At 63.8% G+C, this 13678-nt stretch carries 14 protein-coding genes, 1 tRNA gene and 1 riboswitch; of the genes, 9 read left to right on the top strand and 6 right to left on the bottom strand.

Annotation, left to right across the window (positions count from 1 at the left end):
* Positions 1–8: 8 nt before the first annotated feature.
* Positions 9–82: transfer RNA gene (locus tag AC5ZG1_RS16110), tRNA-Gly, on the bottom strand.
* Positions 83–227: 145 nt separating this feature from the next.
* Between AC5ZG1_RS16110 and AC5ZG1_RS16105 the strand changes: the two genes are divergently transcribed.
* The 3 genes from AC5ZG1_RS16105 to AC5ZG1_RS16095 all read left to right on the top strand — a co-directional run bounded on the left by AC5ZG1_RS16105 (position 228) and on the right by AC5ZG1_RS16095 (position 2014).
* On the top strand, positions 228–1067 hold the full coding sequence (locus AC5ZG1_RS16105; protein WP_456640696.1) for a helix-turn-helix transcriptional regulator: 840 nt from the start codon (positions 228–230) through the stop codon (positions 1065–1067).
* 57 nt (positions 1068–1124) lie between these two features.
* Complete coding sequence (locus AC5ZG1_RS16100) at positions 1125–1484, top strand: VOC family protein (protein ID WP_496133450.1); 360 nt, start codon at positions 1125–1127, stop codon at positions 1482–1484.
* A 128-nt stretch (positions 1485–1612) separates the two neighbouring features.
* Positions 1613–2014: an SRPBCC family protein gene (locus tag AC5ZG1_RS16095; protein WP_456640694.1), complete on the top strand. Its 402-nt coding sequence runs from the start codon at positions 1613–1615 to the stop codon at positions 2012–2014.
* A 10-nt stretch (positions 2015–2024) separates the two neighbouring features.
* Here the strand turns inward: AC5ZG1_RS16095 and AC5ZG1_RS16090 are convergent, their stop codons facing one another.
* Complete coding sequence (locus AC5ZG1_RS16090; protein ID WP_456640693.1) at positions 2025–3470, bottom strand: MATE family efflux transporter; 1446 nt, start codon at positions 3468–3470, stop codon at positions 2025–2027.
* Positions 3471–3676: 206 nt separating this feature from the next.
* Between AC5ZG1_RS16090 and AC5ZG1_RS16085 the strand changes: the two genes are divergently transcribed.
* Both AC5ZG1_RS16085 and AC5ZG1_RS16080 read left to right on the top strand, forming a co-directional pair.
* A complete protein-coding gene (locus tag AC5ZG1_RS16085) occupies positions 3677–5014 on the top strand; it encodes a PQQ-dependent sugar dehydrogenase (RefSeq protein ID WP_456640692.1) in 1338 nt (445 codons plus the stop codon).
* 251 nt (positions 5015–5265) lie between these two features.
* Positions 5266–5499 carry a hypothetical protein gene (locus AC5ZG1_RS16080; RefSeq protein ID WP_028163469.1) on the top strand — a complete coding sequence of 78 codons (234 nt, stop codon included), beginning with the start codon at positions 5266–5268 and terminating at the stop codon, positions 5497–5499.
* Between the two features lie 39 nt (positions 5500–5538).
* Here the strand turns inward: AC5ZG1_RS16080 and AC5ZG1_RS16075 are convergent, their stop codons facing one another.
* Positions 5539–6150: a TetR/AcrR family transcriptional regulator gene (locus AC5ZG1_RS16075; RefSeq protein ID WP_456640690.1), complete on the bottom strand. Its 612-nt coding sequence runs from the start codon at positions 6148–6150 to the stop codon at positions 5539–5541.
* A gap of 101 nt (positions 6151–6251) precedes the next feature.
* On the opposite strand from AC5ZG1_RS16075, the gene AC5ZG1_RS16070 reads away from it, so the two are divergent.
* The 3 genes from AC5ZG1_RS16070 to AC5ZG1_RS16060 all read left to right on the top strand — a co-directional run bounded on the left by AC5ZG1_RS16070 (position 6252) and on the right by AC5ZG1_RS16060 (position 8004).
* Entirely contained in the window at positions 6252–6992 is a 741-nt protein-coding gene (locus AC5ZG1_RS16070; RefSeq protein WP_456640689.1) for an SDR family NAD(P)-dependent oxidoreductase, read from the top strand.
* Positions 6993–7114: 122 nt separating this feature from the next.
* Positions 7115–7420 (top strand): hypothetical protein, encoded by a 306-nt coding sequence (locus tag AC5ZG1_RS16065; RefSeq protein WP_496133449.1) that lies wholly within the window; start codon positions 7115–7117, stop codon positions 7418–7420.
* A 260-nt stretch (positions 7421–7680) separates the two neighbouring features.
* On the top strand, positions 7681–8004 hold the full coding sequence (locus AC5ZG1_RS16060; RefSeq protein ID WP_496133448.1) for a hypothetical protein: 324 nt from the start codon (positions 7681–7683) through the stop codon (positions 8002–8004).
* Positions 8005–8091: 87 nt separating this feature from the next.
* Here AC5ZG1_RS16060 and AC5ZG1_RS16055 read toward each other — a convergent pair whose 3' ends face one another.
* Both AC5ZG1_RS16055 and AC5ZG1_RS16050 read right to left on the bottom strand, forming a co-directional pair.
* Positions 8092–9504: an adenylate/guanylate cyclase domain-containing protein gene (locus AC5ZG1_RS16055; protein ID WP_456640686.1), complete on the bottom strand. Its 1413-nt coding sequence runs from the start codon at positions 9502–9504 to the stop codon at positions 8092–8094.
* 569 nt (positions 9505–10073) lie between these two features.
* Positions 10074–11132 (bottom strand): 2'-deoxycytidine 5'-triphosphate deaminase, encoded by a 1059-nt coding sequence (locus tag AC5ZG1_RS16050; protein ID WP_496133464.1) that lies wholly within the window; start codon positions 11130–11132, stop codon positions 10074–10076.
* 156 nt (positions 11133–11288) lie between these two features.
* Positions 11289–11368, top strand: a riboswitch (SAM riboswitch).
* Positions 11369–11439: 71 nt separating this feature from the next.
* Between AC5ZG1_RS16050 and AC5ZG1_RS16045 the strand changes: the two genes are divergently transcribed.
* Positions 11440–12624 (top strand): O-succinylhomoserine sulfhydrylase, encoded by a 1185-nt coding sequence (locus AC5ZG1_RS16045; protein WP_496133447.1) that lies wholly within the window; start codon positions 11440–11442, stop codon positions 12622–12624.
* Positions 12625–12689: 65 nt separating this feature from the next.
* Here AC5ZG1_RS16045 and AC5ZG1_RS16040 read toward each other — a convergent pair whose 3' ends face one another.
* Complete coding sequence (locus tag AC5ZG1_RS16040; RefSeq protein ID WP_496133446.1) at positions 12690–13649, bottom strand: SGNH/GDSL hydrolase family protein; 960 nt, start codon at positions 13647–13649, stop codon at positions 12690–12692.
* Positions 13650–13678 lie beyond the last annotated feature (29 nt).

The following is a 13678-nucleotide window of genomic DNA, read 5'->3' as shown; positions in this document are numbered from 1 at the left end:
CGAGGGATTGGAGCGGGCGAAGGGAATCGAACCCTCGTATGCAGCTTGGGAAGCTGCCGTTCTACCATTGAACTACGCCCGCGGATCTCGCTTTGCGCACCTGATTAGCCGAGACTGGGGCTTTCGCCAAGCCGCCTCTGGCGTTCTCCTTAACGGAAAACGTCCAGATTCCGAGTGGGCTGCTTGGGGCGTTGCGCCGCGGCGGGCGCATCGCTAAGTCTTCAGGCATGATCCGAAGGCCGCTGTTGCAGCGTGAGCGCATTGCCGTGAACGAGTTCCGCTGCACCGCGGTGCCCGGCGAGAAACCGTTTGCCGAACAATATGATGCGCATTCGATTTCCTATGTCCGCAAGGGCAGCTTCGGCTGCCATTGCCGCGGCCGTTTCCATGAGCTGGTGACCGGCGCGATCCTGGTCGGCCATCCGGGCGACGAATATACCTGCACCCATGACCATGTCGGCGGCGACGAATGCCTGTCGTTCTACCTGCATCCGGAGCTGGTGCAGGCGATCGGCGACAGCCGCGCCGTCTGGCAGATCGGATCGGTGCCGCCGCTGCCGGAATTGATGGTGCTCGGCGAGCTCGCGCAAACGGCAGCAGATGGCAACAGCGACATCGGCCTTGACGAGGCCGGCCATCTCTTGGCCAACCGCTTCGTCGAGGTGGTGTCGGGGCGCGCGGCGAAGCCGGTGACAGCCGCCTTGCGCGATCGGCGCCGCGCGGTCGAGGCCGCACTGTGGATCGACGCGCATTCGCAGCAAGAAATCGGGCTGGATGATGCGGCGGATCAGGCCGGCATCAGCGCGTTCCATTTCCTCAGGCTGTTCTCGGACGTCCTCGGCGTGACGCCGCATCAATATCTCGTGCGCTCGCGGCTGCGCCACGCGGCGCGGCGGCTGGCCGACGACGACAGCCCGATCACCGATATCGCCTACGACGTCGGTTTCGGCGATCTCTCCAATTTCGTGCGCACGTTCCGCCGCGCCGCCGGCGTCTCGCCGCATGCGTTCCGAAAAGCATCGCGCGGCGACCGCAAGATTTTCCAAGAACGGCTGGCGCTGCACTAGCTAGCCTCCTCCAGTCCAGCGCGTCATCAGGCGCGCTTAAAGCACTGGAGAACGATCATGTATGACCATATCGGACTGCGCGTCGGCGATCTCGACGCCAGCGTGCGTTTCTATACCGCGGCGCTTGCCCCGCTCGGCTATGTCCTGTGCTCGCGCGATGACAGTGGCGCCGGCTTCGGCCCGAAGGGCGAGCCGGCGCTGTGGCTGCATCTGCACAAGGGCAAGAGCAATGGCGGCGCCCATGTCGCATTCCGCGCGCCGAACCACGACGCGATCAAGACATTCCACAGCGAAGGATTGAAAGCCGGCGGCCGCGACAACGGCGCAGCCGGCCATCGCAAGGATTACAGCCCGACCTATTACGCGGCGTTCCTGATCGACCCCGACGGCAACAATGTCGAGGCGGTGTGTGCGTAAGCAACCGCCATCTCCGCCGTCATTGCGAGCGGAGCGAAGCAATCCATGGTGCCACTTGCGGAGGCTTGGATTGCTTCGTCGCTTCGCTCCTCGCAATGACGAACTCCACATGCAAGAGGAATTCACCCATGGCTTCCATCCACAAGGAATTCATCATCGACGCGCATCCCGACCAGGTCTGGGATGCCTTACGCGATTTCGGCGCGCTGCATACGCGCCTGGTGCCGGGCTTCGTGCTCGACAGCAAGCTCGACGGCGATGCCCGCATCGTCACCTTCTCCAACGGCACGGTCGCGCGTGAACTGTTCGTCGACTGCGACGACGCGCGGCGACGGCTGGTCTATGCCGTCGTCAGCGAGCGGCTGAAGCAGCACAGCGCATCCATCCAGGTGTTCGCCGACGGCGGCTCCCGCAGCCGCGTGACATGGATCGCCGATGTGCTGCCGAACGAGATCGCGCCCTACATCTCCTCCCAGATGGATCTCGGCGTCAGTGCGATGCAGAACAAGCTCGGGCGAGAGGCGCCGTGATGAACCCGTGTCAGGACAGCGCGGGACTTACCTTCGCAATCGGCGCGCGCTTCGGCCCCCAGCGTGTCAGCACCACGCTTAAGCATGAGAGCACGCCGAGCACGACCATCGAGGCGGCTGCGAGCATGAAGAAGTTCTGCGCGGTCGCCTCATGCGTCGAGAGCCACCAGCCGCCGGCGGCGATGAACAGCAGACGCGCGGTCTGCGCCAGCACCGGGCCCAGCACCTTCGCCGCGCCTTGCGAGGAGAAAAACATCGACATCGCCAACCCGATGAAAGCGTACATCGGCGCCGCCGTCGACAGATATTGATGGCTGGCCAGGCGCACGGCGGGATCACCCGTGAAGAGGTTGACCCAGAGGTCGGGGAAGATGGCGAGGAAGGTGCCGATCGCACCGACCGAGACGAACGACACCGTGCCCGCGGTCCAGGCGATCCGCCGCGCCCGCGCAATACGGTCGGCGCCGACCGCCATGCCAATCATTGGCACTGAGGCGATGCCGGTCGCGAACGCGAGCGACGTCAGCATGAATTCGAGCCGCGCGCCGATGCCGTAACCGGCCAGGATCGCGGTGCCGAAATTCGCCAGCATGTGGGTGAAGATGCTGATGGTCAAAACCGACTGCAACGGCGAGAAGCAGGAGATGGCGCCGACCTTCAGGATGTCGATGAACATCGCCCACTGGATGCGCAATCCCCTGAGCTTCGGCACGACGCGGCCGCGGCCGGAGAACAGGTACCAGCCCATCACGGCAATGCTGATTGAATAGGCGATCAGCGAACCCGCCGCGACGCCGCGCATGCCGAATTGCGGGATGGGGCCGAGGCCAAGGCCCAGCGTGCCGCCCAGGATGATCTGCCACACCGCGGACGACAGGATCATGGTCGAGGGCAGCTTCATGTTGCCGGTGCCGCGGAGCACGCCCGCCATGGTGTTCATCAGCCACGGCAGCACGGCGCCGCCGAAGAAGATCTGGCTGTAAGCAATCGCCTGCGCCAGCACGTTGCCGCGGCCGCCGAGCAATTCCAGAAGATGCGGCCCGAAGATCAGCATGCCCAGCATGAAGACCAGCCCGAAGCTGATGCCGATCAGAAGCGCATGCGCCGCGAGCGTCGAGGCACGCTCGACCTCGCCGGCGCCGAGCGCCCGCGCGATCGCGGAGGCCACGCCGCCGCCCATGGCGCCGCCCGACATGGTCATGGTCAGGATCACGCAGGGAAACACCAGCGCCATCGCGGCCAGCGATTCGACGCCGAGCCGGCCGATATAGGAGGTCTCGGCGATCACCACGCAGGTGCCGGCCGAAAGCGCGATCACGTTGGGCCAGGCGAGCCACAACAGCGTGCGCAGGATCGGCCCGTCGAGCAGGCGGTTGCGCGCCGGGGCGGTCACCGGCGGTGGCAGCGGGCGCTCTTCCTCGTCGACAGGTATTTCGGCAACCGCAATATCGGGCATTTCCACTCCGACGCCCGCGGTCTGAATGCCGCGGCGCGGGTGCTTCCCTACCACGGCCGCGATCAATCCCACGTGCGCCCGGCGCAGGGGCCCCCTGCACGATTGTAGGTGGGTAGCCTTTCCCACCACACGAAATTCACGCCGAACGATAAGAACATTCGACCGCGCAACGGATTGTCCCTGCACCATCTTTAGGGAGCCCACCCATGCGCAGGAATCTGCTCGTGGCAATCTCGATCGGCGCGTTGGCGCTGTCGCTTTCCGCCTGCAATGACCCGGAGGACACCAAGACCGTCGCACAGAGCTACGGGGCCGCGCCGGCGCTGCCGCCGCCCGAACATTCGCTGATCCCGACCGTCGATATCGCCACGCCGAATCCGTGGCCCGCCGGCACCAAACCGATGGCCGCCAACGGAATGGCCGTCAACGCCTTCGCGACCGGGCTCGATCATCCGCGCACGGTCTACGTATTGCCGAATGGCGATGTGCTGGTGGCCGAAAGCAACGCACCGCCGAAGCCGGACGACGGCAAGGGCATCAAGGGCTTTATCTACAAGCAGGCGCAGAAATGGGCCGGCGCCGGCGTGCCGAGCGCCAACCGCATCACGCTGCTGCGCGACGCCGACGGGGACGGTGTCGCCGAAACCCGCAGCATTTTCCTGAAAGACCTGAATTCGCCCTTCGGCATGGTGCTGGTCGGCAATGATTTCTACGTCGCCGACTCCGATGCGATCATGCGCTTCCCGTATCACGAGGGAGATACCAAGATAGACGCGGCCGGCGTGAAGCTCACCGAGCTGCCCGCTGGCACCATCAATCATCACTGGACCAAGGACCTGACCGCGAGCCCCGACGGCAGCAAGCTCTATGCGACCGTCGGCTCCAACAGCAATGTCGGCGAGAACGGCTTGGAGGCCGAGGCCAATCGCGCCGCCGTGCTCGAAGTCGATCGCCAGAGCGGCGAGTGGCGTGTGTTCGCCTCCGGTCTGCGCAACCCGAACGGCCCATCATGGAATCCGCAGACCGGCGAGCTCTGGGTCACCGTCAACGAGCGCGACGAGCTCGGTAACGATCTGGTGCCCGACTACATGACCTCGGTGAAGGATGGCGGCTTCTACGGCTGGCCCTACAGCTATTTCGGCCAGCATGTCGACAGCCGCGTCGATCCGCAGCGGCCGGACCTGGTTGCAAAGGCGATCGTGCCGGACTATGCGCTCGGCGCGCATACCGCCTCGCTCGGGCTCACATTTAACACTGGGAATCTTTTTCCGCAGGACATGGCCGGCGGCGCCTTCATCGGCCAGCACGGCTCGTGGAATCGCAAGCCACGCTCCGGCTATAAGGTGATCTTCGTGCCGTTCGCGAATGGCAAGCCCGCAGGGCCGCCGCGGGATATCCTGACCGGCTTCCTCAACGACAAGGGCGAGGCCCAGGGCCGTCCCGTCGGCGTCCGCATTGCCAAGGACGGCGCGCTCCTCGTCGCCGACGACGTCGGCAACACGATCTGGCGCGTGACGCCGGCGACGCATTCGGCGGCGAAATAGCGATCGGATCGATCAGAGCTTCGGTTCTGATTGAATCAGAACCGAAGCTCTGGATTCCTGTTTTGACGCGTTTTCTTTACGCGAACCGGTGTCCACTTCGCTCGAAAACGCTCTGGCCAAGGTTCCCACTGTGGCTTTGCTGCACGCGAACGCAAACATTGCCCGCGGCCGTCGCATCCTCGCCCAAATGGCTTCTCGGTCTCGCCACGAATTCGGTTCACGAAGCATCGACCATACTTGGGGAGATGGTTATGCGGGCGACCAGACTATCTGCGCCGGTGGTGTCCACCGACGCCACGGCAGAGATCGCGCGGCTCCAGAATGAGCTGACCGGCTTCAATGACCGTATCACCGAACTCGAAAGACAACATCCCGAGGCCTCGAAGCTGGAAGCGCTGAGGGCGAGCGCGTTGCTGCTGGCCCGGCAAATCGATGAGCTGCGCTGTTCGAGCTCGACCGACCTGACCGAGCTGCTCGCAAAGTAGGTCGCACCCCGAAAGAAGACGGGGACGATTGCCGGCGAATTAGCCAGGCGCGCTGGTCAAGGGCTTCCATGCTGCGAGCGCCGCACGCGCAACGCGTTCAAGCTCTCGCCGCGTCGCGCCGTCGCGCGCCTGGATCGACATGCCCTGTTGCACGGTGACGTAGTATCGGGCGATCGCCGCGAGATCGGCGCTTGCCGATATCTCGCCTGATACCACGCCCTCCTGCAGGCGCTGCCGCAGATCCTCGACGTTTTTCGTGCGCATCGCCATCAGCTCGCGCCGCACCGTTTCGGACTGCTCGGTCGCATGCAGCGCCGATAGCACCACCAGGCACCCCGTCGGCCGGTTCCGTCGCGTGAACGCCCTCGCCGTCTGCATGAGATAGCTTTCCACCGCCTCAAAAGCAGTCGGCGCGCGGGCGATGCCATCCCAGATCTCAGGCCCCTCGGTGGCGCTATACAATTGCAGCGCGTGCCGGAACAGTTCTTCCTTGCAGCCGAAGGCCGCATAGAGGCTTGGCGAAGCAATCCCCATCGCCGTGGTGAGATCGGTCATCGACGCCCCTTCATAGCCCTTGACCCAAAACACCTCCATGGCGCGCGCGAGCGCCGCGTCCTTGTCGAAGCCCCTGGGGCGACCTCGTTCGACCATCCGTCCACCCGATTTCTGTGTTGTTCGATACATAATTAGCTTGACCGCCCGGCGCAACCAACCTATTTCTGTATCGATCAACACAGAAATGGAGATGGAACATGAGCGCATTGCAGGGAAAGCGGGCGTTGGTGACGGGCGCGAGCCGCGGGATTGGCGCCGCGATCGCAAGGCGGCTCGCCGCCGATGGCGCGAACGTTGCGATCACCTATGAACGTTCGGCCGACAAGGCGCAGGCGGTAGTCGCCGAGATCGAGCGTTTGGGCCGGCGCGGATTTGCGATCAAGGCCGACAGCGCCAATGCCGCTGCGGTCAAGGCGGCCGTGGATCAAGCCGCCGAGGCGCTCGGCGGTCTCGATATCCTCGTCAACAATGCCGGCATCTTCAGGGGCGGACCGATCGACGAACTCAGCCTCGAAGACATCGATGCGACGCTCGCGGTCAACGTCCGCGCTGTGGTGGTCGGATCCCAGGCGGCGGCAGCGCACATGGGCGAAGGCGGCCGCATCATCTCGATCGGCAGCAATCTGGCGACCCAGGTGCCCGGTCCCGGCATGAGCCTATACTCCATGAGCAAATCCGCGCTGATCGCCTGGACAAAGGGCCTGGCGCGCGATCTCGGCGGCCGCGGCATCACGGTCAACATCGTGCATCCGGGCTCGACCGACACCGACATGAATCCCGCCGAAGGCGAGCAGGCGGCCGCCCAGCGGGCCCGGATGGCGATCCCCCGCTACGGCAAGGCAGAGGACGTCGCAGCGCTGGTCGCATTCGTCGCTGGGCCGGAGGGGCGCTCGATCAACGGCACCGAGCTTACCATCGACGGCGGCGCCAACGCGTAGGCGGCCACCCCGCATCGCCAGCGGGTGACTGCAACGGGCCCTGATCGTATTTGCAAGGGCACCAATTGAGGCAAACGCCGCCGGGAGACTGCATTTCGAGCCCGGCGGCGGAGTTTTGTGAATTGCCGAACGCTCAGAGCGAGCTGATCGAAAGCTTCATAAAGGCGTCAAGCAACGACGGTATTTTGGTAGCCTCAAAATTGATTTCTTTTGCATATGGATGCTCGATGACCGACGAGAAAGTCGCCCGTCTGCGGGCCCATGACAGCAACATCAGCCGATACCGGCGGCTGCTGGGGACCAATCTTACGGATCTTGAACGTGGGTTTGTCGAAAGGCGGTTGAACGAGGAATGGTCAGCCGTGCAAAGCTTGGCCAATCCTCAAATTTCAACTTGTCGCTTCGACTGGAGCGGCCCGCCAATGTGATCGCGGCGGGCTCTCGCCAGGGCTTCGCTTTCGTCAGCCCCGGCGTCCGCCAGGGCTGACGGAGTTCGCCAAATTCCTCGACGGTCGTTTCCAAGACAGATTTTGCGCGGCTCCCCGGGCCCAAGGGAGCGCAGGTCGGCAGGCGCCCCGTCCGATGCCGTCATAATCTATCGCGCGCATCGACGGGACTTGAGAAACTGCTGCTATAAGAGCATCGCTGCCGCCACGGCCCGGTGGTCTATTGTGCCGGAGGGGAGTCCATGAAGCTCATCTATGCTGGCCTACTGTTGGCCGCAGTATCCTGCCAATGCGGCGAGTGCTGTTATGCCCAGCAGGGCTCGTTGGGCCGCGCCGATATAGACGGCTTCTATCAGCCTCCAGCGGAAGCCATCCCTTCTCTTCCGCAGCAACGGACGGCCCGCAAGCGGAAGGACGAAACGGCGCAAGGTTCGGCGTCAAAATCCACGAACTGGGAGGAAGAAGCAGCGCGCCAGCGGGCTGATGACGATCAGCTCAGGCGCAAACTGAATATCTGCCAGAACTGTGTTTCGCCGAACCAGAAAGGCAAGCCGGCAGGCTTTTAATCTGTGAAGCCCGTCCGACGTCGGTCCCCGGCCGCAACGGAAAGGGCCATGTCGCCGCTGGCGGCCAACCGGGCTAAAGTGCTCTGGTCAGCTTATCGCGAAGATGGGCATGCGCTCGCCGACACCGCGGAGCGTCATCACCTGAGGTTGGGGATCCACCCCGCGCGACGAAATGAGTCGGGCCGATTCCGGATCCTGCACCACCGCCTGGGTGGCGAAGATGCTGTCGCCTGTGGCCAAAGCCTGCACCCGCGATGCGATGTTCACCGTCTGGCCGAAGTAATCCTGCCGGTCGTTCAGGTTCACGGCAAGGCAGGGCCCCTCGTGAATCCCGATCTTCAGGATCAGTTCCTCCGCGCCCCGCCGGACATTCAGCGCTCGCATCGAATCGCGCATCTTGAGGGCGGCGGAGACGGCGCGGTGCGGCACCGGGAAGGTCGCCATTACGGCGTCACCGATGGTCTTGACCACGGCGCCGGATTCAGACGCCACGATTTCGTTCAGGATCTGGAAGTGCGAGCGCACCAGATCATAGGCGACGAGATCGCCGACCCGATCGTACAGGTCGGTCGACCCCTTCAGGTCCGTGAACAGGAACGTCAGGCTCATGATCTTGAGCCGCTGCTCGACGTCGAGGGTCTCCGTCCGATAGAGGTCGCGGAATGTCTGGTTCGTCAGCAATCGCTTGGCGGTAAGGAAGGGGCGCCGGCCGCCGATCAGCCGCTCCAGCTCCGGGCCCGTCACATAGACGCCGACCAGAATCCGGCGCTCCGTTCGGTTATCCAGCAGAAGACGCAATGGACCCGGAGACAGGGTGATGCGGCTGAGGCCGGTAGGGGCGTTCATGAAGATCATCGAGAGCTCGCGGCGTTCCGCCGTCGGTTCGCCTGAGGTCTCGATCAAATGGGCACTATGGGTCACCGGGTCGAAGACGATCACGGGCTGCGCCGGAAGTTGCAGAGCCAGAATCATCCGTTCGCCGGCGTGCAGCTCGATCGTCTCCAACACAGCCTTACTGGCGAGCTCGGCGAACGCGTCCGGCCTGGGGGAGACGACCCCCGTCCCGAAAAAGACCTGCCGGTGATAGTCCCAGAAGCCGAGTTCGTCCGGAGAGTGGGCGGCGATGCGGCGAATCCGTGGGCTGACCGTGAAGCTGACCTCCACCGTTTCGTCCAGCACCGGCTCGCTCGCCACCCCGCAGAAAGCGCAATGGTAGTCCTCCTTCTGCACGCTCCGCAACGTGGCGTTGGCGCCGAGGATGCCGCCGCAGCTCGGACATAGAATGTTCCAGGACATCTCGAACAGCCCAAGCCGCGATGCGTGCAGAAGGGCCGCGATGACCTTTTCCTCGTCCAGGCCGCTGCCGGCAGCGAAGGCCACGGCATTGAGCCGGGCGAGTTCCTCGTCACGGCCGTTCTGGACGAGATTATCGACGGCATCGACCACGACCGGGTCGGCCGAGCGGCGCAAGGCGTCGAACAGGGTGTCGCGATCCTGCATGTGCCGAGCATACCTCAAATGTCCGGCGACGACATCCGGCCGCTAGGGTCGAAGTGCGTCGATAGCGTGGGCTATGAGAATACCGACGCTCAATATAATCAGACATGAAATTACTGCATCAAACATGCCTTTAGGGGATGATCTCGTCCCTGATCAGTCAAAAGGATTCGACCGCAGGGGAACATTTCCGGCACTGTCGATGCGTCGAGGCCACAACCCGGCATCATGTGAGACCAAGCGAGCGCTACGCGGCCTCGAACACGATCAAAATTGTCGTTTCCCCTTCCGAAGGGTGGCGGCTACGACCGCGGTCGACAGGTTCTGATGGCTGACGGCGCCAAAGGCGCTCACCCGGAGAGCAATAGGTCAGTGCAATGGCAACAAGTCCATTGAAGGCGAGCCAAGCCGCAATGACCCCGAAACAGGTTACAGTGTAGTCCACCGACCACCCATCAAGCCGTCGCCCCCTGAGATAGGCCACGACGTCTTTGTGTCGTTATGGTGGTCACAAGGAATGTAATCTGTGATTCAGGCTAACCGTACCAAATGAGCAACAGGAGATTTCGCGATCACACCCTGAAATGCTTCGAGAGCTTCAGGCCCTGGGCCTGGTAGTTCGAGCCGATGCGCTGGCCGTACATCGCATCGGGCCGGGCCAGCATCTTCTCATAGACCAGGCGGCCGACGATCTGGCCGTGCTCGAGGATGAACGGCACCTCGCGCGAGCGCACTTCCAGCACGGCGCGGGCGCCCTGCCCGCCGGCGCCGGCATAGCCGAAGCCGGGATCGAAGAAGCCGGCATAGTGCACGCGGAATTCACCGACCAAGGGATCGAACGGCACCATCTCGGCGGCATAGTCCGGCGGCACCTGCACAGCTTCCTTCGAGGCGAGGATATAGAACTCGCCGGGATCGAGGATCAGGCTGCCGTCGGGGCGCGCGCGGATCGGCTCCCAGAAATCATCGACCGGATAACCACCGCGGCGATCGACATCGACTACGCCGGTGTGGCGCTTGGCGCGATAGCCGACGAAGCCGCCGGAATTCTCGCCCGAGAGATCAACCGAAACCGCGACGCCATTGGTGAGATCGGCATCGTCGATATCGACCAGGCGTTCGGCGTCATGTAGCGCATCGAGCTCGTTGGCGCTGAGGATGGCATCGCCGGTGCGGAAGCGCACCTGGGACAGCCGCGAGCCCTCGCGCACCAGGATCGGAAACGTCTTGGGGCTGATCTCGGCATAGAGCGGGCCGTGATAGCCGGCACCGATCATGTCGAAACGGCGCGTGCAGTCGGCGATCACGCGGGTGAAGACATCGAGCCGCCCGGTCGAACTCTTCGGGTTCGCAGCTGCGACGATCTCCGGCGGCAGAGCGAGGCTCTCGAGCAGCGGCACGATGTAGACGCAATTGGTCTCCAGCACCGCGTCGTCGGCGAGATCGATCTCGTGCAACTTGAGCTCGTCGATGCGCTCGGCAACGGTGGCGTCGGGACCGGGCAGAAAGCTCGCGCGCACGCGATAGGCGATGTCGCCGAGGCGAAGATCGAGGCTCGCGGGCTGGATCTGGCTCTCCACAAAGGGATAGACCGGCAGGATCAGGCCCGCGTCCGCCATCGCCGCGATCATGCGGTCGGGCAGGATCCCATTGGCATCGTCTTGCAGTACGAACGACACAGACGCGGTCCCTCAAGACGGCTTAGAGCCATAAAAGGCCCAAAAAATGGATTTTATCGGTTAGCCGATGCCCGCCTTGACGGAAAGGGCGGGAACGAATATCAGCATGACTTATCCCGTGGTGATTTGAGCCGGCCGGCTTGCAGCCACGTTAAATAAGTCGCTAAACAGGCCGGGGACCTCAGCGATCCCGGCCCTTCAGGCCGGTTTTTTTGTGACCATTTTCCCAAGGACGAAAATGGTCACGTTGGAGGTCCTAATGTCTGCAGCTACACGCTACCGCCCCGAAACCCGGCTGGTTCATTCCGGAACGCTACGCTCACAATTTGGCGAGACGTCCGAAGCAATATTCCTGACCCAAGGGTTCGTCTACGCCACGGCCGAGGAATGCGAGGCGCGATTCAAGGGCGAGGATCCCGGCTTCCTCTATTCGCGTTTCTCCAACCCCGACGTCTCGATGTTCGAGCGCCGCATGATCGAGCTCGAGGGCGCGGAAGCTGCGCGCGCGACCGCGACCGGCATGGCGGCGGTGACGACTGCGATCCTCGCGCCGCTGAAGGCCGGCGATCACGTGGTGGCCTCGAAAGCGATGTTCGGCTCATGCCGCTACGTCGTGGAGGACCTCTTGCCGCGCTACGGCATCCAGTCGACGCTGGTCGACGGGCTCGACCTCGACCAGTGGAAAAAGGCGATCCGGCCGAACACCAAGACCTGCTTCCTGGAGAGCCCGACCAATCCGACGCTCGACGTGCTCGACATCGGCGCGATTGCCGAGATCGCGCATCAAGGCGGCGCACGGCTGATCGTCGACAATGTGTTCGCCACTCCGATCTGGCAGAGCCCGCTGTCGCTCGGCGCCGACGTCGTGGTCTATTCCGCGACCAAGCATATCGACGGCCAGGGACGGTGCCTCGGCGGCATCATCCTCTCCTCCGAGGCGTTCATCACCGAGCATATCCATAACTTCCTGCGCCAGACCGGGCCGTCGATGTCGCCGTTCAATGCGTGGATACTGCTGAAGGGGCTGGAGACCTTGGCGGTGCGCGTCCGGGCGCAGACCGAGACGGCAGCGAAGATCGCGGATGTGCTCGCAAGCCATCCGAAGATCACGCGGCTCATCTATCCGGGCCGCGCCGATCATCCGCAGTCAGCCACCGTGAAGAAGCAGATGCGGTCGGGATCGACCCTGATCGGGTTCGAGGTGAAGGGCGGCAAGGCCGGCGCATTCCGCTGTCTCAACGGGCTCAAGATCTCGCGCATCTCCAACAATCTCGGCGATGCCAAGAGCCTCGTCACCCACCCCGCCACCACGACGCATCAGCGCCTGGGGCCGGACGCGCGCGCCGAGCTCGGCATCAGCGAAGGTTTTATTCGTTTCTCCGCCGGCCTCGAGCACGCCGACGATTTGATCGAGGATTTTGCCCAGGCGCTGGAGGCGGTGTGATTCAGGCGAATGGCGCGTGGCGAGTAGGGTCAGCCCTATTCGCCACTCTCCATTCGCTTTCAGCCTTACATCGGCCGATACGTCCGCACATCCGCCGGCACGTTGACGCCGAGCTTGATCTGACCGACCGACTTGATGATGTCGTCGCCAAGCAACTGGGCGAAACAGGCATAGCCCCAATCGTTCATGTGCAGGCCGTCGGCGATCACGAAGCTGTCGATCGGGATCGACTGTTTCTCGTGCCAGTCGCGCATCACTTCAAAACGCGGGAAGATGCTGACATGGCGGAGCTCGGCGATGTGGTTGAGCAGCCGGATCATCTTGTTGGCGCTAGCGGCACGCTCGGTGACGCGCGGCGAATATTGGGGATCGACCAGCACGACGTCGGCGCCGGCCGACTGGATGCGCGTCACGCCATCCTCGACCATTTTTTCGGTCTCGCCGGGGTCGAGATTGCGCAGCACGGCATTGGTGCCGACCTGCCAGATCACGAGGTCCGGGTGGGCGTCGATCACCTCGGTCTGCAGCCGCTGCATCATTTCCGGCGCGTCCTCGCCGCCCCGGCCGCGGTTGACGACGCGGATGTCGGCGCCGGGATACTGCCGGTGCAGTTGCGCCGCGAGCCGGTTTGGATAGGTGAATTCCGGCGCCGAAGAACCATAGCCCTGGGTCGAGGACGAGCCGAAGGCGATGATGGTGACCGGCTGGCCCGCGGCAAGCTTGCTCGCGACATGGGGCAGCGAGCCCATCGTTTTCGAGACGCCCTTCGGCGGCAGGCAGGGCACGCGACGGAAGATGTCGCTGGCCGACTTCGCGACCTCCTTCACCTTGTCGATCGCCTTGCCGGCGATGCCCTTCTGGGCATCAGCCTCGGCGGCGGCCGCAGCACCGGACGAAATGGCCGGCGTGGATGGTCCCGATTTGTCGGATGGGGGGCGGGATTTCGCGCCGTCAGTAAGCGCGGCATGCTGGTCACCTTGCGCAACTTGCGCGTGCAGCGGCGAGGTCACAAGCATGGACGCCATGACGGCGGCGGCCGCCACCAGGCATGTGC

This window comes from Bradyrhizobium sp. Leo78 (assembly GCF_059512425.1).
Note: the sequence above shows the minus strand (reverse complement) of the source record. Positions and strands in the feature narration are given on the sequence as shown.

Excerpts from the sequence above, each read along its gene's own strand:
- AC5ZG1_RS16105 (WP_456640696.1), top strand. The coding sequence starts at position 228 with ATGATCCGAAGGCCGCTGTTGCAGCGTGAGCGCATTGCCGTGAACGAG.
- AC5ZG1_RS16100 (WP_496133450.1), top strand. The coding sequence starts at position 1,125 with ATGTATGACCATATCGGACTGCGCGTCGGCGATCTCGACGCCAGCGTG.
- AC5ZG1_RS16095 (WP_456640694.1), top strand. The coding sequence starts at position 1,613 with ATGGCTTCCATCCACAAGGAATTCATCATCGACGCGCATCCCGACCAG.
- AC5ZG1_RS16090 (WP_456640693.1), bottom strand. The coding sequence starts at position 3,470 with ATGCCCGATATTGCGGTTGCCGAAATACCTGTCGACGAGGAAGAGCGC.
- AC5ZG1_RS16085 (WP_456640692.1), top strand. The coding sequence starts at position 3,677 with ATGCGCAGGAATCTGCTCGTGGCAATCTCGATCGGCGCGTTGGCGCTG.
- AC5ZG1_RS16080 (WP_028163469.1), top strand. The coding sequence starts at position 5,266 with ATGCGGGCGACCAGACTATCTGCGCCGGTGGTGTCCACCGACGCCACG.
- AC5ZG1_RS16075 (WP_456640690.1), bottom strand. The coding sequence starts at position 6,150 with ATGGTCGAACGAGGTCGCCCCAGGGGCTTCGACAAGGACGCGGCGCTC.
- AC5ZG1_RS16070 (WP_456640689.1), top strand. The coding sequence starts at position 6,252 with ATGAGCGCATTGCAGGGAAAGCGGGCGTTGGTGACGGGCGCGAGCCGC.
- AC5ZG1_RS16060 (WP_496133448.1), top strand. The coding sequence starts at position 7,681 with ATGAAGCTCATCTATGCTGGCCTACTGTTGGCCGCAGTATCCTGCCAA.
- AC5ZG1_RS16055 (WP_456640686.1), bottom strand. The coding sequence starts at position 9,504 with ATGCAGGATCGCGACACCCTGTTCGACGCCTTGCGCCGCTCGGCCGAC.
- AC5ZG1_RS16050 (WP_496133464.1), bottom strand. The coding sequence starts at position 11,132 with ATGATCGCGGCGATGGCGGACGCGGGCCTGATCCTGCCGGTCTATCCC.
- AC5ZG1_RS16045 (WP_496133447.1), top strand. The coding sequence starts at position 11,440 with ATGTCTGCAGCTACACGCTACCGCCCCGAAACCCGGCTGGTTCATTCC.
- AC5ZG1_RS16040 (WP_496133446.1), bottom strand. The coding sequence starts at position 13,649 with ATGGCGTCCATGCTTGTGACCTCGCCGCTGCACGCGCAAGTTGCGCAA.